Origin of the sequence: Gottfriedia sp. NPDC058432 (assembly GCF_042721555.1) — a bacterium.
Taxonomy (GTDB): Bacteria; Bacillota; Bacilli; order Bacillales; family Bacillaceae_G; genus Gottfriedia.
Genome location: NZ_JBHXLC010000005.1, coordinates 92084 through 116651 on the forward strand (window position 1 = coordinate 92084; position 24568 = coordinate 116651).

Genomic DNA, 24568 nt, shown 5'->3' on the forward strand with positions numbered 1-24568 from the left:
AACATTATTCACCTTCATACTTAGAACCTTCATCTACTTGCTTCGCTTGAACTTTTAAATCAGCTGAATATTTTACTCCTTGATAGTCATTATTTGCGGTTTCATCTAATTTAATGGCAAACATCATATCAATATACTCATCCGATTTCAATTTCCAAAATCCTTGGTTCGCACCATTTCCAAGCTGCCAATTTTTATTGGATACAGCTGTATAACCTGCTACACCTTCTTCTCCTACTAAACCTGTAACCGCACTTACGCCTGGTGCAATTTCGGATTCGTTACTAAATGTTTGAGATTGTACTACATTAGTCGTTCCATCAAATAATTTATCAAGCTTGATTTTCGCAGCTTTTTGAACATCACCTGTTGGCTTTTGCTTATATTTTATCGCAATATACCCAACTTTATATTTTTTTATATTAACGTCCTTATCCAATTTCTGATTTAGAGTAGCTTTAATATTTGTTGCTAGCGTTCCTGTATTATCGACCGTCATCCACTCCCCATACTTTAATTGGGATGGAGCAAAATCAACACCATCAATAACTTTTTCTGTAATATTTTGTCCATTATTTAGTTGTAATGTACCGTTAACAATCTGACCAGCAGCATTTGTCTCTGAAGTAAACCAGGAGTATGTTCCAAATCCCACAGAAACAACTAACGCTCCTACTAATGTCGTGCCTAATAATGCTCTTTTCATTTTTTTCATAAGTTTCTTCTCCCATGTAAGTCACATTTTTTTGTAAAGGTCACTAATCTTGATTGTGTACGGAGGACTGATTTGCCTTTACATACAAAAACATTATGTAAAGACAAATCCCCCCCGCCTTTTCCTAGATTAAAAATCCATCTAGCTTTCTATTTTTTATTAGGCTCAAGACCTAAGGTGCGTAAAATATCTTCTAACCCTTTTTTACCAAGCTTTTCTTGCGGCTTTGCATTTTTCTTCGCATTTTCTCCTATTTTCAAGAAGTTCTTTTCAATAAAACGAACATCTTTTTCATCTACTATGCCGTCCTGGTTGATGTCTTCTTTGTCATGTTTTTTACCGTATTGTGCTGCAACTTGAATTAGATCATTAATATCAATCACTTCATCCCCGGTTACATCGCCAGCAGGAAACTGATCTGTGTACGTTCGAAGGCTTACTCCCACTAGTTCTCCATCGACTTCTTTACTTAACTTAGCAGTTGTCTTACTAGTTAAATGCCCCGGAACTTCTACATAAATATCATAATCTTTCGTTGAAACTGGAATTCCATGAATCTCATATTGTCCTGATTTATCAATCGTTCCTACATATTCTTGGCCATTTCCTGCTTTTGCATAAACTTTGGCATGGATTTGGGTTTTGTTATTTGAAGCTAATGCTTCCGGCTTAACGAATCCACGTACATTGGAATGTTTTGGGATGATTGAGAACTGCTCATTTGTGTATCCCGGTATTGTTGTTTCCTTCGTTTCTCCGACTTTCGTATACATAAATTTGTTTACATTCATGCCTGCAAGACCATCATAGCTTTCATCGTTAATGACTTTAAATGTCACATCAAGGAATGGAGTATCACCATCAAAGCCTTTAAAATCTTTTTGATCAAAGGATGCACCAACATTTACTGTTTTCGTCCATAAATCATCATTAATTGTCGGTTTATCTAGAGAAACATTTAGTTTGTGGTCATTTGCATATTTTTCAAAAGCTTTGTTTAGCACCACATCTCTAAATTCGTATAAACTTTTCGTATATTCAACTCCATATTTTCCGGAAACGAGCTTTTTCACATTATTGATACTTAATGTCATCGTAATTGTATCGCCTAGTTTTACTTTTTTCTTGTTGTAGCTTGGTAATACATACTCTGTTCCTTCTTTGACAAATGTATAATTATAGCCTAAAAGATTCCCAGCTGTTGCTAGATCAAATGGGTATAGTTTTAGATTTACAGGTGTTTCAACTTCTTCCGGTAATAATCCAAATTTGAAATCCCCGTTAGGTTGAATAGGCAGGATGCCTGTTGGCCATGACGAATTTTGATAATAAAAGAGCCAATTTGCAGTTTGATCATAGTTAAGACCTTTTGACTTTAATAGATCAATCGTAGAGTCATATACATTACCATGTGCCCATAAAGCGTGGTAGCCGTCTTCATCCGTGTACATTGACTGATCCACTTCGTAGAAACCTGGCTTATAGTCCTTGAAAGTTAATTCCGGTGGCTTATTATCTACAATAATCACTTGATCATTCACATAAGTTTTTCCATCATTATCTTTAGCGATCATTTCAAATGTATAATCACCATCAGGCAAACTAATACGTTTATTAGCTATAGGATTCGCTGGGTCATTGGTAAATGGATAAACAGATCCTGTAAAAGCCCATAAAATATATTTTTCTGAATCTGGTTCAATGTTATCGACATTTATTAGTGAACCAAGAAAGCCAACAGGCTGACCCGTTTTTCCGTCCTTGATGATAATATCGATTGTTTTCATCGGGCTCTTCAATTTAAACATTGCATTTACGAATGGAGTTAAGTATGGATGAAATTTCGTTGTATCCGTTGCAACAGCCGGTCTATCTAATTCAGCATAGTCGATCCCTTTATCTGTGTAGCGAATCGAAAATGGTATTTGATAGTTTTCGGTTCCATCCTTTTCATTTACAAAATGAATATATCCTTCATATCTTCCTGGTTCAGCGTTCGTCGGAACATGGATGGATGGTTGAATTTCTTTTGATTGGCCAGCGGTTACCGTAATAGATGATGGTGTTGTCACTTTCACACCATTTTTCACTGCATCCTTCACATTTCCTTTTACTGGTGAATATTCCACTTCCACTTTAAATTCTTTCGCTTCTTTCGCATCTCTGTTTTGAATCACTACTTTTCTGCTTTCATCTATATCCTTATCTTTTTGATAATGGCTGCCTAACGCCATTGAGCCTGTCTCTTCATCAATTTCAACAGTTTGGTTTCCATCCATATTTTCTGTTTTATCAATTACTTTAATGGATGTATTAGCATGAACCGCCTCGTACGTATCTATACGACCTGCCCCTACTTCATTTACTGAATACTTTTCTTTTAACTCATCTGCTGTATTCATCAAGGCTTCTTTCACTTCAAATGGTGTATATTCTGGATGCTCTTGTAAAATTAAAGCTGCTGACCCTGCAACATGAGGGGTCGCCATTGAAGTTCCTGACATACGTGTGTAGGCGATATCGTAATTTTCACCATCTCCAGGGTCATTCATATATTCTGGATAGGTTGAAAATACCGCCACTCCAGGTGCAACAATGTCTGGCTTAATATCATAGTTCTTCTCAACTGGTCCACGAGAGCTAAAGTCTGCTAAATGATCTCCTTCTGTATGCACACTGCTCATTTCTTCAAATGTAAAGGAGCCACTTTCCAGAGATTTTAAACGTTCCCCTTCTGCTTTTGTAAGTTGGAAGGTTGGAACATAACTAGCGCTTTCTCCCAAATAAGCTGGAATCTCTCCATCTACATTGTTGTATACAATGATCGCCTTAGCTCCCGCGTTCTTGGCATTACGAATCTTTTCATCAAACGCGATTTCTCCGCGTTGGATTAAAGCTAATTTTCCGTTTAAATCTTTTCCTGTAAAATCACTACTTTTTCCTAACCCCACATAGATAACTGGGAGAGATTTTCCTTTTAATTCATCTAACTTATCCGTAAAGTTCTTTCCTAGTAACTTCATTTCATTAAACTTCTCATTTCCCGCACGCGCGGAATACGTCGTAATGGTTTGTGAATAATCACTCGCTCCAACTGTTATGGCAAATGAAGATGTACCTGGCGAGCCAACTGTTTTTTCACCCGGCCCCGAATTTCCAGCTGCAACTACAGAAACTACTCCAGCAAGCATTGCATTATTAATAGCTACGGATGTTGGGGAAAGGGCATCATTAATACCTTCACCAAGAGATAAATTGATTACATCCATTCCATCTTTTACCGCTTTATCAATTCCGGCAAGAACTGCATCTGTATAACCTCCACCATAAGGTCCTAGCACGCGATATACATAAAGGTCAGCTTCTGGTGCGACTCCTTCTACTGCATGGTCAACATTATTTTTCTTTTCCGCAGCAATTGTTCCCGAAACGTGCGTCCCATGCGAAGTATAATAAGGTGCGCCAGAATAAGGGTCTATTTCGGGATAATTTGTTTTTTTCCAATCTTCATAGGTAGCTTCCATTGGATCATTGTCGTTGTCAACAAAATCATATCCACCTTTATATGCATCTTTTAAGTCGGGATGATGATAGTCGATTCCTGTATCAATTACCCCTACTTTGATGCCTTTCCCTGTGATTTTTTCTTTATGAAGCTTGTCCACGCCAATTTGGCTATTGCTATCTTCGGATCCTGACATTGCGGTTGACTTTAAATCTTGCGTTTCTTTCGGAAGATCCAATTTTAGCTCCTTATTATTCCATACGCGTTTAACAATACCTGATTGAACCAAGGATTCAATCATATTACCCGGCATAGTTACCGCTACTCCGTTAAAGGCATTTTTATATTCTCTAGTAATCTTTGATTCATTTAAATTTTGACTGAATGTAGTTTTTGAACCTTTAAGTTTATTAAACTCTTTTTTAAATTGTTGATGAGATTCCTCTACTTTATTCTGTGCAGAGGATAGTACCATTCTTTTTCCTGAAGCCATTTGTTTCATCATTTCCACTTGTGCTGGTTCTTGCTTGAATTCTACAATGACATTTACCATTTCAGGACTGTTAACTTTAATATCTGGCGCGATAACAAACCCTGATCCTACTTCAATCTCCTTAAGTGCCTTTCTTTGTTCAACGCTTAAGTTGTTCAGTATTTCCTCGGCATTCGTAACTTTTGCCTTTTCCTGAGCCCTAGCCAACACATTAAAAGGTACACCCGAAGCTGCTACTAAACTAACTGTTAACGCAGAACCCAACAAAACACGGCCAAATTTCCCTTTCTTCATTCCCTTTCTCTTCCTCCTTTATTTCCCTTTTTATTAGTGAACTAAGAAGCAATAATTTTTCTAGATGTCTTTATTCGATTAATTAGATTTGTTTTCTAAATTTGACGAATATTCACTCTACTCACATTGTAAATAGGCCATTATTTTTCGTAAATCGTGGTTTATTGGATCATCATAAAGCGGGCCCATTTTCCTGAAAATTCATAGGAAATATTTCTCATTTTTGTTTTCTTTTGATGCGATTCATGGAAAAAACGACTTTATACCTATAGTCTTTTTTCCTATTTAAAAATAACAAAAAGTGAAAAAACGATAACAATTACCCCAAAAAAGGGGTAATATCGTTAATTTTTGAAAGTATGATAACGGTGTGGCAATATTCTTCAGTTTTAAAAAAAATAGCAAGAGCTTATAATAAGTGAAATAAGAGGGGTTATAAGAATATTCTGATATCAAATGAAGGTTGGGGAACTCATGATTAAAACTGTATCTAAAAGCATTTCTATTATTTTTCTCATCATTATTTTATTCGTCATAGTATTTTTGCTATACTTCACATTTCAATCAAAAAAACATCCAGAGAAAATGCCCTCCATTTTTGGAGTCAGCCCATTAACCGTTTTAACTAACAGTATGCATCCGTATATTAAAGCGGGTGACTTAGTCATTATTAAAAAGACAAAGCCATCGGATGTAAAAGTAAATGATGTGATTACTTTTAGAGATTCACCTACAAAGTTTTTTACCCATCGTGTCGTCTCCATTAAACAAAATCAAGGAAAGATTGGATTTGTAACAAAAGGGGACAATAACAATACAGCAGATTCCAGTGTTGTCACCTCTAATAATCTCGTCGGTAAACTAATATTGAAGGTTCCGAAAGCTGGATATGTAGCAAAATTTGTTAGTGGACCAATTGGATTTATTCTACTAATACTAATACCTGCTACCGGATACATTTGTTTAGAGGTTTTCGAAAGACTTTCTAGGGAAAAAACACAATCGTCTGGTATTCTCAAGGGGTAATTGGGTTTTATAAAACTTTATTTAAATCCACTGGAATCGATTGTCTAAAATAGTAATGATAAAAGCTGCCATTTTATAGTGGCAGCTTTTTAATTTAACAGCTAGTAGCTCTGCTTGATCATTCCGTTCAACCCCTGTCAATGATCGCTCTCTTTCGCTAGTCATTCAACTATAATCTCTCGAATTCTTTATCAGATTCATTAGCTGGCTGGACTAGTTAAGAACAACAACGGAATTAATAAAACTGTTTTTTTAAATCGTCTATCTTAACCATTAAACAAGTATAAAAGACAAATTGTCTCATATTTTAGTAAAGTATGTATTAATTCATTTACCACTTAAACTGTTCAAATGTCGAATTGTGCTCTTAAATATTTTGTAAATTCTAAATTAAATGTATTTTAATTTTAAGATTAGTGTGTTACGATTCAACTTGTGTGTTACTGGATATATTTACCATAAAGGGGGATAACTTGAATGTCATGGTTTACAAAATGGGCCTTTAATAATAAAGCCGCCATTACCTTTTTATCAGTTCTCATTTTATTAATTGGAGTATTAAGCTATAAAAAGCTTCCAATGGAATTTCTACCTGCTGCAGACCAACCAATTGTTTCTGTCATTGTTATGGGCCAAGGTACTGATTCGAAAACAATGGAGGATCAAGTAACTACTCCGATTGAAAATGCTGTCTCTGGTGTGAAAGGTAAAAGTCATATTTATTCAAGCACAAGCAATGGTTTTTCAAAAATTGATGTCTATTATGATTCAGGAACAAACATGAAGGACGCTAAACAAGAAGTCCAAGAATCTTTAAATAAAGTCACCCTACCTCAAAATGTTAGTAAACCTACAATTGTTCAATTAAACACTTCCATGATCCCTATCGCAGATGTTGCAATCACTTTTGAGGATGGATTAAGTCCGAATAATATTGATTTTGCAAACAAAAAAGTTATTCCATATTTCAAAGACATAAAAGGCGTAGCAGATGTTCAAACATACGGTACAGAAAAATCTTTTGTTTCTGTAAAAATCGATAATGCGAAGCTTGCCCAGAATAAAGTTTCACTAGAAACTGTCATGGGAATTATTCGAGGCCAAAATTCCGCAGTTTCAGTTGGCGAAGGTATTATAAATGATAAAACTAGTAATATAAAAGTTGTTGGGAATTTAGATAATATAGACAAAGTTAAGAGTCTTATGGTCGCTGATCATGTTAAATTAGCTGATATTGCAACTGTTGAAGTGAAAAAGCCAGCAAACAATCTAACAAGAATCAACGGAAAAGACGGATTATTATTAATCATCACAAAGGATAGTAATTCTAATGCTGTTAGTATTACAAAGGATGTAAGAGAAGCTACTAAACACTTAAATAAAAAATATAAAAATATGAATTCAGATGTGATGGTCGCAACATCAGATATGGTAAAAACTTCTGTACATGCAATGATTAAGGAAGTTTTACTTGGTGCATTATTTGCTACGATTGTCATCATGTTATTCTTAAGAAATGTACGTTCAACACTAATTACCATTGTTTCGATTCCTCTATCTTTATGTTTAACATTATTTTTACTTGCGGAGTCTGGCATTACACTGAATGTTTTAACACTTGGTGGAGTAGCTGTAGCAGTTGGACGATTAGTTGATGATAGTATTGTAGTTATTGAGAATATATTTAGAAAAACTCAATCAGAGAAATTTTCGGTTCAAATGATTATTGACGCTACAAAAGAAGTCGGGAGTGCAATCACAGCCTCTACTTTAACGACTGTTGCAGTATTTTTACCAATAGGAATTATTAGCACGGGGCTTAAAGATTTCATGCTTCCATTTGCTTTAACTATTACTTACTCTTTATTAGCTTCATTATTTGTTGCATTGACGGTCGTTCCATTATTAAGTGCATTCTTCCTTAAAAAGGCTAAATTAAAAGCTCATAAGCCTTCAGTACGATATAAAAAAGTTCTCACTTGGTCATTAAATCATAAATGGGTCATTTTAGTCGTTTCATTTTTATTATTTGTCGGCTCAATAGGTACTTATTTCGCTATGCCAAAAGGTGCGACAGATAATTCATCTTCAGACTTTGTTCAAACAACATTAACGTATCCAAGTGATACACCAGTTGAAAAAGTAAAGGAAAACACGCTTAAACTAGAAAAGTATATTCTTGAGCAAAAAGGAATAAAAGGAGTTTACACTCAATTAGGTAGTACAGCTGATGCTGCAAAATATGGGGATGTCCGCTCTTCTACCCAAGCAATCTATTTAATTACACTAGACAATAAAAAACTTACTGATCAAGTCGTAAAAAAAATCAATACGCAAAAATCTAACTATGCGGATGCAGAATTAAGTACAATGGCATCTAGTTTATTTGGAGGATCTAAAACTCAAATTACAATTGATGTGGTCGGAAATAATTTAAATGATTTAGAGAATACCGCAAGTGAAATTAAAAATAAAATAAAAAATATTGATGGAGTTAAAAAGGTAACAACAAATGAGGAAGACAAAAAAACGGTTTACTCGTTAGAGGTTGACCCTTCCAAAGGTAATGCTGAACAACTATCGCAACAGTTATTTGTTATGTGGAATCGAACTCCACTTGGAACAGTTACAATTGATCAACAACCGACTGATGTATATCTTGAACCAATATTAGAACCTAAAACTCCTGACGATATTAAATCAGTACCGATTATGACTAAAACTGGAATGATTCCGGTATCGTCAGTAGCTACACTAAAAGTAGAGGAAAAGTCTACGAATCTATATCATAAAGACGGCGATCCATATTTAAGTATATCCGCTGAAGTAAAGCCAGATAAACTTTCAAAAATTAATGCAGATTTAAATAAAGTTATTTTTGGAGATAAAAAATCAAAAGGTATGAAAATTGCCGATGGTGTAAATGTATACATTGGTGGTGCTCTTGCACAACAATCACAAGATTTCTCAGATTTATATATGATCATGCTTGTCTCAATCGGCTTAGTATTTCTAATCATGATTATTACATTTAAAACATTCCGTGCACCAATTGCTATCCTATGTTCTTTACCTTTAGCAGCGATTGGAGCTGTGCTTGGCTTGATTATAAGTCGCATCTCAGTTGAACCAACAGCACTATTAGGAGCACTGATGCTCATCGGAATTGTCGTGACAAATGCAATCGTATTACTAGACCGAGTAAAACAAAAAGAAAAACAAATGATTCTACGTGAAGCAATTATCGATGCTGCGGTAACTCGAATTCGACCAATTCTCATGACGGCTGTTGCTACAATTTGTGCAATGCTACCACTACTATTCAAAAAGGCCGAAACCGGTAGCCTTGTATCACAAAGCCTTGCAGTTGTAGTAATTGGCGGATTAACTGTTTCAACATTATTAACACTAATTGTCATCCCTGTCATTTATGAGTTACTTTATTTTAGAAAATCTAGAAAACAACGTAGAAAGCAAGATACTAGTAAGCCAGTAAGTTTGTAAATAAATGCGGGATGTCTCAGTAGTATTGAGACATCCCATTTTTTTGGATAGAGATCAATCACGAACACTTTGAGGAATCGGCTTAATTCAAATAAAAAAAAACACAAGGAAAATGAATTAACCTTGTGTTTCTTCTTTATATCCCCATCAACTTCCTGGAGGTTTTGGATCGTCTTGCTTCTTATTGGATGCATAAATTTCATTGTTTGAAGAGTGATGACTTTGAATAGTATTTATTCCTACATTCACCAGCACAGTGATGGTTAAGGAGAGAACGATAATTTTAATCTTTTTTTTCATCTGATAACCCCTTTATTATGTGTCTTCTTCATTTGATGTAAACTGATTTGTAAATACTTGTTAGCTAAAAGTGGGTTTCCTTGATCTTGGTAATACTCGGCGATTCGTTCACTATATTCATAAACCTTCATTCGATTACCATGTTTCTCCATGATTGGCAAGCCGTCTTCCATTAAATATTGGATTAATGCTTTCTCTTCATTTTTTGCTTCAAAATATAATACGCGTAATTTCACATATTCTAATTTTGTTTTTTCTTCAAATAACTCTAGTTCATGTTCTAGCATATTCACAACTTGTTCATTTTTTTGTAGCTTTAGCAAATGAGAAGCAATATTCCCTAATGTAAGATAATAACTCTCGGTATTTTTCTCAATTAACGCTAGTGATTTATAATAACACTCCAGCGCTTTTTCTGAGAGGTTTTTAGCGCCATACAAGTAACCCAAATTATGCCATGCCATTTCAACAATTGTTGTGTTTTGAATTAATTCTGCATCATCTAGTATTTCTTTTAATAAATTTTCTGCTCTTTCGTATTCGCCAGTTTCAGTTAAATGAATTGATAAAATTGTTTTTACATCTAACGTTCGAATAATGTTATTCCTTTGTTTAAAAACCTCTAATGCTTTATTACCAAAATAAATTGCTAATGCTGATTGTCCTAATCTACAATGCATTAATGATTTTAAATAATAATATTCTGTTATTTCATCTCGATACTGTTTCCTTAAATCCTTTACTTCATCTAAAAAATTCAAAGATTTAATAAAATTATTCCTTTTATGATTAAAAATTGCATTTAATACATTCCAAACAAATAATTCAAATTCAGAAAACATCCTTACATTTTGACTCATTTTTTCAATCATTTGCTCTGCTAATTCGAGTTGATTTAAAAACAAAATATACCTTAACATGTACAATTCATATACATAAAGTAGTTCCGTATATAGAACAAACTCCCTATATTTCCTTAGATCTAAATAGAGCGCATCTGCTTTTTTATGATGAAGTCGTTCAATTGAGTCATAGAACTCATGTAATTTTATTTTAATATGATTAACTTTATTTTTTTCATCCTCAACTGATATACCTAACTTCATACACAATAAGTTTAAAGTTTCGATATTAACCTCTTTTGAGTTGTTCTCAATCTTACTTAAATGAGAAATTGAACAAATTCCATCACAGAGTTGCTCTTGTGTCATCTGTTGTTTTTTTCGATGGTAATTAATAATTTTTCCAATTTTCATAGGTATTTTCCTTAAATATTATTTTAATATTGTTAATATTCATTATAGTGTAAAACTACTCCTATTTCATCTTACATTTTTTCCCATGATTATAAAACTCTAATTATATATTTATACAAAAAAAGCATAGAGTCCCATTCCGACTCTATGCTAATAAATCAAATTAGCCTATAATAATTCAATCCCTTTTGGTAGTTTAACAGCAGATAAAATTAGCGTCTCCTTTACTCGATCTTTAGCATAAGAAGAATTGTTTAGTATCTCATGATCAAGATAACCAGGATGACACATGACTTCAACAGATTGACCGTCCTGAACCCGCGTTAAAATCTTATCAAAATAGTCATCCGTTACGCCTTCTCCATAGAAATCATGAAGAAAAACATCTGTAAAAGGAGCAATCCCTTGTAAAGCATTTTCAGAAATGCGTCTAGCACATAAATTATATTTTTGAGCTAACTTCTGTACGACTGGTAAAAATTCAGGAACAGTATGAACATGGTGGTGGCTATCAAAATGAGTTGGTTTCAGTCCCGATTCTAAGAATTTTTCTATTTGTGCAGTCCATTCTCTTTCCAATTCATCTAGTAATATATTTTTATCTTCAAAGAATTCATGTCTACTTTTAAAGTTACCCTTTTCATTAACAAGTGTTGGAACATTATTTAAAAGTGGCTTTCCACAAGTTAAAACAAGATGTATTCCAACTTGAAGGCTTGGATTTTCTTTTGCTAGCTCTACCGCATGACTTACGCCGGGCATATTCATCATCATCGTAGCTGAGTTAACAACTCCATTTTTATGTGCATCAATTATTCCGTAATTAATTCCCCTTGAATAGCCAAAATCGTCTGCATTAACAATTAATTTGATCATTTAATTTTCACCTCTTTAAAAAATTGAGGTAAATATTTTTTATGTGCCTCTAGCATTTCATCAACAATTTGTTTAGCAACTTGATCAGATGCAACTAACGGGTTAATCGTTAACGCTAGAATTGCCAGTTCATAATCACCTGTTACCGCTGCTTCACAAGCTACTCTTTCAAATGATTTGATTTGTTGAACGAGCCCTCTTACAGAAACCGGTAGATCCCCCATTACGATTGGTTTTGGCCCATCCTTTGTAATGACACAACTAACCTCAACTGCTGAGTCGTTTGGAATACTAGCAATCGAACCATTATTCATCGTATTAACTGGTTGAATATCACCTTTATCATTATAAATAGAAGAAATTAAACGAACGGCTGCATCACTATAATAAGCTCCCCCTCGTTTTTCGAGCTGAGGTGGTTTGATTGATAGATTTGGATCTTTATAAAGTTCAAAAAGATCATCTTCTAATTTTTTAACAACTTCAGCACGAGTCCCTACAGTTTCGGCATTTTTAATATCTTTATCAACCATTTCACGAGTTTTATAATAATAGTTATGATATGGACATGGTAGTGCGTTTAAAGCACGGAGAAACTCGGGTTCCCATCCATATCCTTGAATATTTTTAACAAAACTAGAGTTTTCCGGATTCGTTAATAATTCAATTACTTGATCTTTTACACTTTCGCCGTCAACAAATACATCTAACCCATAAACCATATGATTTAATCCAGCAAAATCAATCCGTACGCGTGAATGCTCAACCTTTAATAATTTGGCAATTCCCATTTCCATTCCAATTGGGACATTACATAAGCCAACTACTTTTCGGTGATCGGTGTAACGAAGTACCGCCTCGGTAACCATACCAGCAGGATTCGTAAAATTAACTAACCACGCATTTGGACAAAGATCTCTCATATCTTTTACAATATCTAAAATTACTGGAATTGTTCGCAAACCTTTAAATAATCCTCCTGGTCCATTTGTTTCTTGACCAAGTACCCCGTATTTTAAAGGAATTCTTTCATCTTTTGCCCTCGCATCTAACAAACCAACACGAAATTGGGTTGTAACAAAATCGGCATCTTTAAGCGCCTCTTTTCGATCAAGAGTCAAATGAACTTCTACCGGAAGACCTGCCTTTTCAAACATTCGTCTTGCTAATTGACCAACAATCTCTAATTTCTCCTTGCCCTCTTCAACATCTACTAGCCAGAGCTCTCGTAAAGGAAGCTCATTGTACCGCTTAATAAAACCTTCTACTAACTCTGGGGTATAACTTGATCCCCCACCAATTGTCGCAATTTTGATAGATTTTCCCATCCTATGTAACCGTTGCCAAAAAATTATAAAAATCCAAGTATCTACTATTTTTATAGATTTTGTTTACTTCCCTGTTCTACGTGTCCGATTTTGCCGAAGCTACTCTCGTTTGGTATAACACTCCAAGGGCGTAAATTCGGATACAACGAATCCTACATATCAGTAATGACGTCTAAGTGTCAGATTACTAATTTATATCGTGACAAGTTGATCGCTGCGTTTAGATCTCGATCTATTCCATGACCGCATTCACATTTAAAATATCGGTCTGATAGTTTTAAATCATTTTTCTTATTTCCACAACTTGAACACGTTTTAGAAGATGGGTACCATTTATCAGCTTCAACAAATTCAATCCCATATTTTTCACATTTATATTGAATTTGGCGTTTGAATTTACATAAACACTGCTTCGCGATTGCTTTTGACAGGTGCTTATTCTTCATCATTCCTTTGATATTTAAAGTTTCCATTACGATGCGAAATGGTTTGGTTTTCACGATTTCGCTCGTGGATTGATGAAGATGGTCTATTCTGATATTTGACAACCTTCTATATAATAGTTGTATCTTCTTTTCGATTTTTATAATGTTGCTTGTTTTGACGTAACGGTCTCCCTCCTTATTCATTTTATATTTACGAGAAACTTGACGATGCAACCTACGCAGGCGTTTCTCTAACCTTCTAACAGTGCTTGTTTTGTTAATATTTTTCTTTTTGATGCCATCTGAACAAACTGCTAATTCTTTTATCCCTACGTCAATACCAAGTGAGACTTCAGTCATTTCAACTACTGGTTTTAATTCTTCCATTCCTATAGATATATACCAGTATTTCCCGTCATTACTAATTCTAGGATTATAGTATTTTTCATCTGATATAATTTCAGAAGTTACAACCCAACCGACTTTTTCAATCAACACTTTCTTTCCTTTTACTTTTAACTTCACATTATCATTATAAAAAGATGGTTTTGATTTTCTTCTACTTTTGAATTTTGGTTTATCAGCTAACCCTTTAAAGAACTTTTTATACGCATTACAAAGATCTTTTATCGCTTGCTTTGTAATATTATTCGATACTTTATACAACCAAGAAAATTCTTCAGTTTGTTTTAATCTAGTTAATTCTTTTCTTAACATACTATCAGAAATAAATTTCCCACCAGTTTTAAAATTTTCTTTCTGCTTAGCCAATGCCCTATTATATGCCCATCGTGCTGTACCAACTGATTTCCATAATTGTATTTCTTGTTCTTTAGTTGGCTTTAATCTCACTTTCTTCGCAAGTATCATTGTTTTGAACCATTTTCTATGAGTTTGTTCAGTCTCCTTATCTTTTGGGCAAATCCACCTTTCAAATATAATTTCAAATTAATCACCTCATGTAAATTTAAACACAATAGGTGAATTTGATTTAGAACAAATTGTGATATTTTTATAAACTTTTATCAATTTAAATTACCTGTTGTAACCTCCCTTTATTGATTGCTTACTTCTTGCCGCAGTTCAATTATCTCCCTTGCTAAATCTTTAAGCGTCATTGCTGTCATTAAATGATCTTGTGCATGAATTAATAGAATTGGTGTATCAAAATCTTCTCCACCAGCCTCTGCTTGAATCAATTGAGTTTGAAAGCGATGTGCTTGACTAAACTCGCGATCTGCCTCTGAAAGCTTCTCAAAAGCTAGTTCAAAATTCTTTTCTTTTGCTGCATAGATTCCCTCCATTGAAAGACTTCTAGCATTTCCACTATGCAAGATTAACTGAAAGGAAAGGTTGTACAATTCTTCTTTTGTCACTAGAATCACACCCTTTACAAGAATTTAAGAAAACAATACCAAGAGCCTGCCTATAGGCAAGCTTCCAGTGTGTTTACGCAGAATTAAGACTCTGAGTACCCAGACTATTTGAAAGCGAGCGCTTTGCAGATAGTCTGGGCAAGCCCCTTTATAAATTTCTTATTTTGGTGCGCCTTGTTCAGTTTGTAAGTTTTGTTTATCCCACATTCTAAAGAATGGGAAGTAAATTAAAAATGCTATAACAAGATTAATCAATTGCATTGCAGAACCTCTCCAGTTACCTCCAGTTGCTAGCCAACCGCCGATAATTGGTGGAGTCGTCCAAGGAATTGCAATACCATGTGTTTTTGGAGCAAATCCCGTTTTCATTCCTATATATGTGGTTACAACAAGAACTAATGGAGTTAGAATAAATGGAACTAAAAGCAGTGGATTCATTACAACAGGCGCACCGAACGTAATTGGTTCATTAATATTAAAGATACCAGGTCCAATCGATAGCCTTCCTAGTTGTTTTGCATGCTGACTCTTTGCAAATAATAGCATCATAAGAGCAAAACAAATTGTTGCACCAGAACCACCCATGTAGACGAAGATATCAAAGAATTGTTGTGTAACGACATTTGGCATTGCATGATGAGATTGCAGGGCTAAACGGTTTGCATCAGTTGCTGCTAACCATACTGGGCCCATTACACCACCAACAATTGCAGCACCGTGTAAACCAACTGACCATAATAATTGAATTAATAATACAGCAATTAACGCGCCAGCTAATGACCCACCAAGTCTACTAAGTGGATCTTGTAATAGATCCCCAACGACATTGTGTAGAGTTTCATAGTGTGTATTTTCAATTAATAAACGAATAATCCATACTAGGAGAATAACTAAAAATGCAGGGAATAAAGCAACGAATGATTTACTTACACTAGGTGGTACGCCATCTGGCATCTTAATTACGAAGTTCCTTTGAATTACCCATCTATAAACTTCAGTTGAGAATAATGCAATAATAATAGCAACAAACAGACCTTTACTACCTAAAAATGCCATAGGAAGTACTCCGCCTACTTTAATAGCAGCAGTTGCTCCATCTGGAGTAAACATTGTGAAATATGGTGTTGATAAAATAAATGAGGCAATCGAGATCGCACCAGCATTCAATGCATCTACTTTGTAATGTTCAGCGAGTCGATATGCAATACCAAATCCTGCAATGAGCGCCATTATATCAAATGAAGCACTTACAGGATAAAGAAGCTTTGTTTGCCAAGCTGCACCGAATGTTTTTGCCATAAAATCTGGATATCCGTCAAACGGTAAGAACCCTAAAATTAAGAAAATAGAACCGACAATGATAAGAGGCAGTGTTAAAATAATTCCATCACGTAATGCTTGCAAGTGTCTTTGACCTGCAATTTTACCAGCAACAGGCATTACTTTCTCTTCTAACATTTGAGTAAAGTTGGCCATCACAAATCACCCCTATATGAAATTATGAACCTATTAAATCGATTGCAAATTTCAGGACCTCTGCTCCTTTACACATCCCGTAATGAACCGGATTGATGGCATCAACTGGTATTCCTTTTTGTAAACCTTCTTTTTTTAATTGTGGGAGTAGGTATCTTACTTGGGGACCTACAAGTAATACATCTGCTTGGTCAAGATGATTTTTAACATCATTAGCACCCACTGCCCAAATCCTTGCATCGATTCCTTCAGATTTTGCAGCAGCTTCCATTTTTGTAACTAATAAACTTGTAGACATACCGGCAGCACAACATAATAATATGTTCATTTAATCCCCCTTTCTCTCTAAAGGAAACGCTTACAAGACAATTAAACTTCTACTAACAAGCAGAATCTACCCCTTACCTCTCTCCCTCTAGAATTTTAATCTCAAGAAATATATATTCGCCATTTTGGACATTAGGACAAATATAAAAAATATTTTTTTGCTACTTGAATTCTATAAATTCCTACTCCTAAAGTCGCTTAAAATAAAGCTTTGTACAAGCCTAAAGTATGATATCTTGTCAGACTTAACGGACAGGATTATGCATTTAGAATATCTGAAAAAAGTCTCGTATTTGTAATAAATATTGCATGTATTTTGAACTGAAATGCTAGTTTGGTATTCCTACTATTATTAAATCTAGTAAAAATGAAAAAGGAAATGGTTATAACTCAAACCATTCCCTCAAGCTGTTTAAAAGCAAACTTATAAATTAATTATCAAATTTTCGTAAAAGGAGTAGAGTGATGTTGATTTCCACTACAGGATGCTCGCTTTCCATGGGGCGAGACCTGAGCCTCCTCGTCACGTTCGTTCCTGTGGGGTCTCAGCCTTCCCGCATTTCCCATAGGAGTCGAGCACCCCTCCGTTCCAATCAACTTATTCACCAAAAAAAGTTTACGATAAAAATATAATCTAATATCCTTTACTTTGAAATAACCTTTTATTTATCAGTTTGTTGGACAATTAAGAACGAATATTAACTTATATTTTAACCTTTGAACCTTTTTTTCAAAAATTAGCTTTTTATATTTTCAACTTCTAAAAATAAAAAAATTACTAGAGATTATTGGTAAATTAAAATTTCAAACATTTTAACATTTATAATCATTAATAGATGATCATAAAATGAAAATTTCATCTTCAATCTTCATTTATATTGGAGAATCTTTACAATAAAATAGAGGACTTAAGTTTTATGCTTAAGTCCTCATCGTTAAAAAGTGTAAGCTTCAGTCGTAGTTTTCGATTAAGACATTCAATTTCTTAATCTGTTCTTCTACACCAGTATCCGCATTCACGAAAATTTGATATGTGTCGTTTCCTCGTGTTCCTACAAATTCATAGCAAAGTACTTCTTGATTCAATTTATTTAAAATGATTGCTTGACGCTCTTCCATTATTTTTAAGTTTGAATTAATATTATTTCTCGCTTCTTCAACCGATATTTTCGGCTTTGGAATCGTTCTTTTTGTATATGCTGCTAAGTAATTTTTTGATGAAAAACCTACAATACTTCCGTCATCAAGAGCAATCTTCATCGTAACAGATTCAGGATAAATTCTTACACCATCCTGCTTTGCTACGTATGTAAATACGCCAATCGTATCATATTGCGAGCTTTCTGTTAGTTCCATATTGAAGAATTTATTACGCTCTAAAAATTTCAGACCGTTAATTGAAGCCTGATTTAAATCGATTTTTTGCCCTTTAATATCACGACGATCAATAACCCAAACTGGATATCCTCCCTTTTCAGTAATATCCATATAAATTTCGCTATTTGTTTTTGGTTCCCGAATTTCTAAGCTATAGTACCGATCTGCTAATTTTTCACCTGTAAGATCAACTTTTATTTGTGCAGTACTATTTAATTCAAGAAACTTTTTTGCAATGTCCTTTGCTTGCTCGGTCGTTATTTTTTCACCTTTTACATTCGAAAGGTTTGTACGATTTACTTTATAATTTGTCAGTGATGGATCTGCATTTGCATCGGAATATGTCATTACATTCCTTTCCACTGTCTTAAATCCATCAATAATTACGTTATTTTTCGGATTTTGATCTTTTGCATAAGCAAGCTCTACATCCATCCAACGTAATTTATTCTCAAATACCATATGCTGAACTTTTCTAATCTCTCCTTGAATATCAGCAGAGTTATCGTATAACTTTTGCAGTGTTGCGTATTCATTTTCAGTCAATGGTTCTTTATCCAAATCTCTTACTGCAGTTCGATAACTAAAATCACCAATATTTGTTAGAAATTCTTCCGTTTTATTAACTGGTAATAGTCTCAAAGGAAGTTGCCCTACGTTAGATCTAGCTTGAGAAGTTAGTCCCCATACTTCAACTAGTGCTGGAGAAAGGGATGACTTTGATTTCATTGCTAAAGTATCGCCAATTTTATCATGTAATAAATCTATTTCATAAGTTAGTTCATGAAATGCCCGTTGATAGTTGTTTTCTGCCTGGATATTGATTTCGTTTTTAGCCTTATGCTCTGTATAACCCCAATATGATGTTCCGATAATTCCAATTGCTAACACGCCTATTGCAGCTTCCTTAATCACTTAAAACACTCCTTTCTTATCGGCAAAATATATGTCTACCAATTTGTTTTATTTGTGGTCTGCTCCAAATCCAAGCACTTGTTGCTGTGTCAGGATTAAAATAATAAAGTGCACTTTCGCTCGGATCCCAACCATTTACAGCATCTAAAACAGCTTTTTTGGCTGTCTCATTTGGTGTTAAATAAATTTGTCCGTCAGACACGGCAGTAAATGCACCCGGCTCAAAAATAACACCAGACACTGTGTTTGGAAATGATGAATTGCTAACGCGATTTAGAATTACTGCAGCAACTGCTACTTGTCCAATATACGGTTCACCACGTGATTCACCATAAACTGCATTAGCCATTAACTGAATATCATTTTGCGAATAGCCATTCGGAACATTCGATCCAGCACCTGCATTTTCACCTTTTTCATATTTTGTAGCTTTTACTAGCATCGCTTTTGTCTTAGCTCCAACAATCCCATCGACAGGCATTCCGAAATTATTTTGGAAATTCCTAACTGCCCAATATGTGTTGTATCCAAATACCCCATCCACTTTGCTTGTGTAATAGCCGTTGTATTTTAACCGAGACTGTAATTCAATAACATCTTCTCCTGTAGCACCCATTTGAAGTACTTGGCTTGTAAAAGCATTTACATTATTATGTTGAACATTACAAAAGAAACTAACAAATACTATCAGTAAGATCAAAGGACCTTTTAAGAAAACTAGTTTCCTCATTTCAAACCTCCTAAAGTATACTTATCCCTTTTTGTATTTTTTTCAAGAACTCCCAATTTATGTAAACACTTTTAAAATGCAATCAGATTTCTTTCCGAAGTATTAAAATAAGTCAGTTTTTCCCAATAAAAAAGGGCCCTTTTGGCCCGTTTTTATTTTCTATTAAAGGTTATTCCTTCACCATATACTCGATCATAGATTACCCAATCCCAAATATCATTTGAATGTTTTTGAAGTACCCAGTCATACCATGAATGTTCAATCTGACCGTTTGTTAGAACTTTCATTAAAAGTGGTGCAATTTCGTATGATTCTAATTTAAGATTTCCTTTCTCTAAAAATGGCTTCGAATAGTTTCGGATCTTGTCCATTGTATTTTTGTCGTTACTCCAAATCCACATCGGAGTTTCATTATACCAATCTTCTTCTTCACTCTTCTCCACTGGTGCTCCCCACTGCTCGTATGTTGCCTTTTTATCGCCAAATGTTGGACGATGGTCACCATAAAAAAGGACGATTGTAGGATTCTTACGTTTTTTTATTTCTTGCCATACTGAAACGAGAGAATTGCCGCTTTTATAAATCCCACTTGCATAACTCTCCACTTTTCCTTTTAAATCCTCATCCATCGGTACTCCATTAACTTTCATGTTTTCTTCAGGAAAATGGCCTTTACGCCAATCAAAATGATTTTGCATTGTCACAAAAAATACAAATTGGCTCCCTTTTTTACTAATTAATGATAATGCTTTTTTCGAACTACACTCATCTGATAAATATGAACCAAACTTTTCACAAGAAGATAAATCTGCTTCTGACAAGAACTGGTTAAATCCTATGTTAGGATAAACTTCTTTTCGTTTGAAAAATGATGTTTTAAATGGATGAAGGGCTATTGTATCCATACCAAAGTTTCTAACATCTTGAATGAAACTAGGTGATGGCCTATTACCCATTTTTCCTTCTTGGTATGGTGTCCGCTCTTCGAATTTACGTTTTAATTTTAGACTAGTTAATACTTCAAACTCCTCGTTAGCCGTCCGTCCTCCAAATGTATTACTTATTAAAGTTCCATGAATCCCTTCATTTATAGAGCGAAGAGGTGCATTGGGATCAGAGTCCCATTTTAATTTCATGTCATCAAGAATGCTGTAGGCCTCACTTTGAATCACTAAAATATCTGGTAATTGTTTAGGTTTGGAAAGTGGTTTTAAAGAATTGATCTCTTTAATGACCTCATTTTTCACTTCATTAGATACTTGAGGTTCTCCACGCTTGCTATTTACATAAGTTACTAAAAATGCTGGATACATACCATATCTTTCAACACTAGTTTCGTAATTCCAAGGTATATATTCTACATTTGAGTTTTTTACAAAATAAGCATAGCCTTCTTTTGAACCAAATGTAAAAAAGACCCCAAGAAATACAATTAGTAAAAAGCGTAGACTATTTTTCCTTGCAGAAGCATTTCTCCATTTTTTATAGGCAAAAAAAGTCCCTAAAAAAAGAAATGTTATGATTCCAATTAATGCTCCCCATTTGAGAAGAAATGGAAGCTTTGAAAATTGTAAAAAAACGATTGGGTCACGCAGGAAAAATAAGTCGCTTGGATGAAAAGGCTCTCCAGTATATTTTATTTTTTCTGATAGCGCATATGAAAAAATCCCAATTGAACCTACAATCGTAATTAAAATCCACCAAACATTATAGCCTAGAACAAGAAGCCCAATGATTAATACTGATACAACAACTGACACAATCATAAAGTTCCACTTAAAAAAATCCGTGATAATCCAATTCTGATAAAGATTCACATTGTTCTTCCACAAATAATTATGAGACCAAATTACAAGTAAATAGCTACAGACCAATCCGATTAGAATTGGTCCGAGCAAATTAAAACCCTTTTTAATCATGAAGAATCTACCCTTTACAAAATTATAATAAGTAACTTTGTTTTTTTCGTTATTACATTAATTTCTCATTCGGTAATGCTTCATCAAGCTGCTTGTATTGTTGAATTAACTTCTCCGTAACTAAAGATTCAAACACTTTAGTAGCACCTTCAATATCGCCAATCTCTGATTTGTATTTCGTTTCAAATCTACTTAGAATACTGCCTTCTTCAAAAATTCCCCATATATTATTCCCACTACCTTTGTAGTCGCTCAATTTAGAAGGTAAGTATGGATTAATATTTTTATAATCCTTCGTAAACGCATCGTTAACAATTAGACAATCGAATTTTGTTGTAAAATTTAAAAACTCTAAAAAGTTAACATATGGATTTACTTTGATATGTTTTTCAATTACTTCTCCCGAAAGTTCATTTGCAAGTGATTTTGGATCAGAAGTAAAAATATGAAGTTTAATTTTATCTCTTAATTCAGGTTTAGTTAAACTAAGCCCTTCAATTATTTCATTTAACTTCCTCGTTTGATAAAACGTACCAAAGTACCCTAAGTTCACTTTGTCTTCATCAATTCTATATTTACTTGCTTTAACGTGATAATATTGCTTCGGTAATGTCGGTTGATTACAAATTTTTGCTTTACTTAAAATGACTTCTTTCATTTCCTGCATTGGGAACATTTCTGACATGTATTTCAACTGATTTTCATTTGTAAAAACAATTTCATCTGCAAATGCATAGGCAATGTATTCACACCAAAAAAACATATTGTTATTTAACGCTAGTGGGAAGTTTTTTTTCTTTAAAAGTGCATTTACTTTTTTATAAAACCCTAAATCAATAATTGCTGACTTCCGTTCATTCCCATGAATATCTAATAGGATCGGATCAGAGAATTCTGCAACCCATTTTACCTTTGGATTTTTTAATTTGTATTCAAATGCTAAAAAATGTGAAGCAGGCCACAGTGCTCGGCTATAGATTTTATGGTATGTTCCATTTTTTCTTTCTTTAAATTTAATTTCCTTAAGAGATTTTTTAATAAAATCTTTCATTGATTTCCATTGTTTAAAACTACTAGCAGAAGATATTTCCATGCGATTATTAATAAAACCGTCTACCATTGCATTTTGTCGATAATCAACTTCCCTTACCTTCGACATATTATTATAAATTACATCCACCACTTCATTATTTTCGATAATACGCTTAGCCATTACAGTTCCACTTGTATCAACGTACGGTGGAAAACAATAAGAAATAATTAAAGAACGCGTCTCTCCATTGTATAACTTAAAATAAGGGAAATAGACGAAACAATGTTTATTTACTTCTTCAATTACTTGTTCTCTCAATTCATTGCTATTGTTTATATATCGATCTATAAATCCGTATTGAGCGTGTATTTTACCTTTAATGAATTGTTGGATTGTTGGACTATTCGTTTCTCCTAGTAAAACATCAAGATTTTTCATTACTTCCAAACGTTCTTTTACATTAAACTCAAATGAGTTTTTACGTCTAGAAACTGAGTTATCTCTTAAAACACGATAATAAATTGCCTGATCTTCTAATGGGACAATCTTTAGATGAAAATGATGCAAAGCAAATAATTTAGTAAAAAACACTACATCTTCTCCACTTTTTAAACCGAGTTCGTAGCGTTGCGTTTTTACTTTCTTTGTTGGTATTAATTTACAAGCATTCATTGTTAAAACACTATTTAAATCAGTATAAGTATAAATTTTAGTATCTAACGCTTTTTTTATTTGAGAGTTAACAGGGTTATTAGGATTACTATTACCTTCTAGATCTACGTCCACAACTTGTGAAATGACAACAGATTCTTCATCAGCATGATTGAATAGTTTTTCAAGAAAGTTCGGTGAAATGTAATCATCGTCGTCCAAGAATGTAATGTATTTTTTTGACGCTTGTTGAATTCCCATATTCCTTGCAGATGAAACACTAGCTTCTTCTGAATGAAGAATGTTAAAGTGATTTATATTATGTTCCTTAATGAAATTCATTAATATCTCTTCGGTATGATCTTTTTCTCCATTGATTATAAAGAACACTTCAAAATATTTTGGTGATAAAGTTTGATTTTTTAATGATTCAATACATTTTCTTATCACTTTTTCACCTTTATATGTCGGGACGATTACGCTAATACCGTTTATTAATTTTTTAAAATGATATTTTGAAAATATTAAGTCTTCCGGGATTTCTTTATTCATTCGTTGGTAAATTTCGATCTTAATTTTTTCAATTTCTTCTAACCTTTGCTGAATTTCAAATTTGTTCAAAACTTACTCACCAACCTCTTATCTTTCTAAAAAGCCATCTTTTAGCTTTCCAATAAAACTGAATTAATCTGCCAAGCTTTGAGTGCATTACTTTTCGATAGCGTTCTTCCATTATTTGAATTTCATTCTCTAGCTTTTCAATATACTTTATATTTTTATATTGCAGCTCTAACGCTGTTTCTTCATTAATTAATACGGTTAAGAACTGTTCATAAAACTGAGACTCTATCTCCAAATTATTTAAATTAGATTTAAGCTTGTTTAATTTTGTAAACCAACTAGGTATTTCTAGTTCATTCTCAATTGTTTCTGCATTTAATGATTGAGTTCTTGGATCGATTGGCATCTTGATGAGTCCTTCCTAATAGCTTGAATACTTTATAATATGCCCTAAATTTGTAGTTTTTTTTCATGAAAAAAT

Annotated in this window: 18 protein-coding genes; 2 read left to right on the forward strand and 16 right to left on the reverse strand. The window is 33.8% G+C overall.

Annotation, left to right across the window (positions count from 1 at the left end; all coding sequences use genetic code 11):
- Positions 1-4: 4 nt before the first annotated feature.
- On the reverse strand, positions 5-715 hold the full coding sequence (locus tag ACFWM3_RS07375) for a hypothetical protein (RefSeq protein ID WP_390310897.1): 711 nt from the start codon (positions 713-715) through the stop codon (positions 5-7).
- A 149-nt stretch (positions 716-864) separates the two neighbouring features.
- Complete coding sequence (locus ACFWM3_RS07380) at positions 865-5007, reverse strand: S8 family serine peptidase (protein WP_390310898.1); 4143 nt, start codon at positions 5005-5007, stop codon at positions 865-867.
- 474 nt (positions 5008-5481) lie between these two features.
- On the opposite strand from ACFWM3_RS07380, the gene ACFWM3_RS07385 reads away from it, so the two are divergent.
- Entirely contained in the window at positions 5482-6033 is a 552-nt protein-coding gene (locus tag ACFWM3_RS07385) for a signal peptidase I (RefSeq protein WP_390310899.1), read from the forward strand.
- A 21-nt stretch (positions 6034-6054) separates the two neighbouring features.
- On the opposite strand, the gene ACFWM3_RS07390 is transcribed toward ACFWM3_RS07385, so the two are convergent.
- Complete coding sequence (locus tag ACFWM3_RS07390) at positions 6055-6198, reverse strand: hypothetical protein (RefSeq protein WP_390310900.1); 144 nt, start codon at positions 6196-6198, stop codon at positions 6055-6057.
- Between the two features lie 312 nt (positions 6199-6510).
- Between ACFWM3_RS07390 and ACFWM3_RS07395 the strand changes: the two genes are divergently transcribed.
- Positions 6511-9537 (forward strand): efflux RND transporter permease subunit, encoded by a 3027-nt coding sequence (locus tag ACFWM3_RS07395; protein WP_390310901.1) that lies wholly within the window; start codon positions 6511-6513, stop codon positions 9535-9537.
- A 147-nt stretch (positions 9538-9684) separates the two neighbouring features.
- Here ACFWM3_RS07395 and ACFWM3_RS07400 read toward each other — a convergent pair whose 3' ends face one another.
- The 13 genes from ACFWM3_RS07400 to ACFWM3_RS07460 all read right to left on the reverse strand — a co-directional run bounded on the left by ACFWM3_RS07400 (position 9685) and on the right by ACFWM3_RS07460 (position 24493).
- A complete protein-coding gene (locus ACFWM3_RS07400) occupies positions 9685-9837 on the reverse strand; it encodes a hypothetical protein (protein WP_390310902.1) in 153 nt (50 codons plus the stop codon).
- Positions 9834-11093: a helix-turn-helix domain-containing protein gene (locus tag ACFWM3_RS07405; protein ID WP_390310903.1), complete on the reverse strand. Its 1260-nt coding sequence runs from the start codon at positions 11091-11093 to the stop codon at positions 9834-9836. Before ACFWM3_RS07405 ends, ACFWM3_RS07400 begins: the two co-directional genes overlap by 4 nt.
- A 168-nt stretch (positions 11094-11261) precedes the next feature.
- A complete protein-coding gene (gene chbG / locus ACFWM3_RS07410) occupies positions 11262-11969 on the reverse strand; it encodes a chitin disaccharide deacetylase (protein WP_390310904.1) in 708 nt (235 codons plus the stop codon).
- The gene (locus tag ACFWM3_RS07415; RefSeq protein WP_390310905.1) at positions 11966-13297 is read right to left on the reverse strand and encodes a 6-phospho-beta-glucosidase; all 1332 of its coding nucleotides are present in this window, start codon (positions 13295-13297) and stop codon (positions 11966-11968) included. The genes chbG and ACFWM3_RS07415 overlap by 4 nt, the downstream gene beginning before the upstream one ends.
- A gap of 179 nt (positions 13298-13476) precedes the next feature.
- Positions 13477-14592 (reverse strand): RNA-guided endonuclease InsQ/TnpB family protein, encoded by a 1116-nt coding sequence (locus ACFWM3_RS07420; RefSeq protein ID WP_390310906.1) that lies wholly within the window; start codon positions 14590-14592, stop codon positions 13477-13479.
- A gap of 185 nt (positions 14593-14777) precedes the next feature.
- Positions 14778-15098 carry a PTS sugar transporter subunit IIA gene (locus tag ACFWM3_RS07425; protein WP_056468118.1) on the reverse strand — a complete coding sequence of 107 codons (321 nt, stop codon included), beginning with the start codon at positions 15096-15098 and terminating at the stop codon, positions 14778-14780.
- Positions 15099-15257: 159 nt separating this feature from the next.
- The gene (gene celB / locus ACFWM3_RS07430) at positions 15258-16574 is read right to left on the reverse strand and encodes a PTS cellobiose transporter subunit IIC (RefSeq protein WP_056468115.1); all 1317 of its coding nucleotides are present in this window, start codon (positions 16572-16574) and stop codon (positions 15258-15260) included.
- Between the two features lie 22 nt (positions 16575-16596).
- On the reverse strand, positions 16597-16902 hold the full coding sequence (locus ACFWM3_RS07435) for a PTS sugar transporter subunit IIB (RefSeq protein ID WP_025671987.1): 306 nt from the start codon (positions 16900-16902) through the stop codon (positions 16597-16599).
- A gap of 950 nt (positions 16903-17852) precedes the next feature.
- Complete coding sequence (ypeB, locus tag ACFWM3_RS07440) at positions 17853-19193, reverse strand: germination protein YpeB (protein ID WP_390310907.1); 1341 nt, start codon at positions 19191-19193, stop codon at positions 17853-17855.
- Positions 19194-19209: 16 nt separating this feature from the next.
- The gene (sleB, locus tag ACFWM3_RS07445) at positions 19210-19923 is read right to left on the reverse strand and encodes a spore cortex-lytic enzyme (RefSeq protein ID WP_056468108.1); all 714 of its coding nucleotides are present in this window, start codon (positions 19921-19923) and stop codon (positions 19210-19212) included.
- Between the two features lie 152 nt (positions 19924-20075).
- Entirely contained in the window at positions 20076-21842 is a 1767-nt protein-coding gene (locus ACFWM3_RS07450) for an LTA synthase family protein (RefSeq protein WP_390310908.1), read from the reverse strand.
- Positions 21843-21894: 52 nt separating this feature from the next.
- Positions 21895-24147: a glycosyltransferase gene (locus ACFWM3_RS07455; RefSeq protein WP_056468104.1), complete on the reverse strand. Its 2253-nt coding sequence runs from the start codon at positions 24145-24147 to the stop codon at positions 21895-21897.
- A gap of 7 nt (positions 24148-24154) precedes the next feature.
- Positions 24155-24493 carry a hypothetical protein gene (locus ACFWM3_RS07460; protein ID WP_056468102.1) on the reverse strand — a complete coding sequence of 113 codons (339 nt, stop codon included), beginning with the start codon at positions 24491-24493 and terminating at the stop codon, positions 24155-24157.
- Positions 24494-24568 lie beyond the last annotated feature (75 nt).

What these genes read in the sequence shown, in the direction of transcription:
- ACFWM3_RS07375 (WP_390310897.1), bottom strand. Translation starts at nt 715, where the DNA reads ATGAAAAAAATGAAAAGAGCATTATTAGGCACGACATTAGTAGGAGCG.
- ACFWM3_RS07380 (WP_390310898.1), bottom strand. Translation starts at nt 5,007, where the DNA reads ATGAAGAAAGGGAAATTTGGCCGTGTTTTGTTGGGTTCTGCGTTAACA.
- ACFWM3_RS07385 (WP_390310899.1), top strand. Translation starts at nt 5,482, where the DNA reads ATGATTAAAACTGTATCTAAAAGCATTTCTATTATTTTTCTCATCATT.
- ACFWM3_RS07390 (WP_390310900.1), bottom strand. Translation starts at nt 6,198, where the DNA reads ATGACTAGCGAAAGAGAGCGATCATTGACAGGGGTTGAACGGAATGAT.
- ACFWM3_RS07395 (WP_390310901.1), top strand. Translation starts at nt 6,511, where the DNA reads ATGTCATGGTTTACAAAATGGGCCTTTAATAATAAAGCCGCCATTACC.
- ACFWM3_RS07400 (WP_390310902.1), bottom strand. Translation starts at nt 9,837, where the DNA reads ATGAAAAAAAAGATTAAAATTATCGTTCTCTCCTTAACCATCACTGTG.
- ACFWM3_RS07405 (WP_390310903.1), bottom strand. Translation starts at nt 11,093, where the DNA reads ATGAAAATTGGAAAAATTATTAATTACCATCGAAAAAAACAACAGATG.
- chbG (WP_390310904.1), bottom strand. Translation starts at nt 11,969, where the DNA reads ATGATCAAATTAATTGTTAATGCAGACGATTTTGGCTATTCAAGGGGA.
- ACFWM3_RS07415 (WP_390310905.1), bottom strand. Translation starts at nt 13,297, where the DNA reads ATGGGAAAATCTATCAAAATTGCGACAATTGGTGGGGGATCAAGTTAT.
- ACFWM3_RS07420 (WP_390310906.1), bottom strand. Translation starts at nt 14,592, where the DNA reads ATGATACTTGCGAAGAAAGTGAGATTAAAGCCAACTAAAGAACAAGAA.
- celB (WP_056468115.1), bottom strand. Translation starts at nt 16,574, where the DNA reads ATGGCCAACTTTACTCAAATGTTAGAAGAGAAAGTAATGCCTGTTGCT.
- ACFWM3_RS07435 (WP_025671987.1), bottom strand. Translation starts at nt 16,902, where the DNA reads ATGAACATATTATTATGTTGTGCTGCCGGTATGTCTACAAGTTTATTA.
- sleB (WP_056468108.1), bottom strand. Translation starts at nt 19,923, where the DNA reads ATGAGGAAACTAGTTTTCTTAAAAGGTCCTTTGATCTTACTGATAGTA.
- ACFWM3_RS07450 (WP_390310908.1), bottom strand. Translation starts at nt 21,842, where the DNA reads ATGATTAAAAAGGGTTTTAATTTGCTCGGACCAATTCTAATCGGATTG.
- ACFWM3_RS07460 (WP_056468102.1), bottom strand. Translation starts at nt 24,493, where the DNA reads ATGCCAATCGATCCAAGAACTCAATCATTAAATGCAGAAACAATTGAG.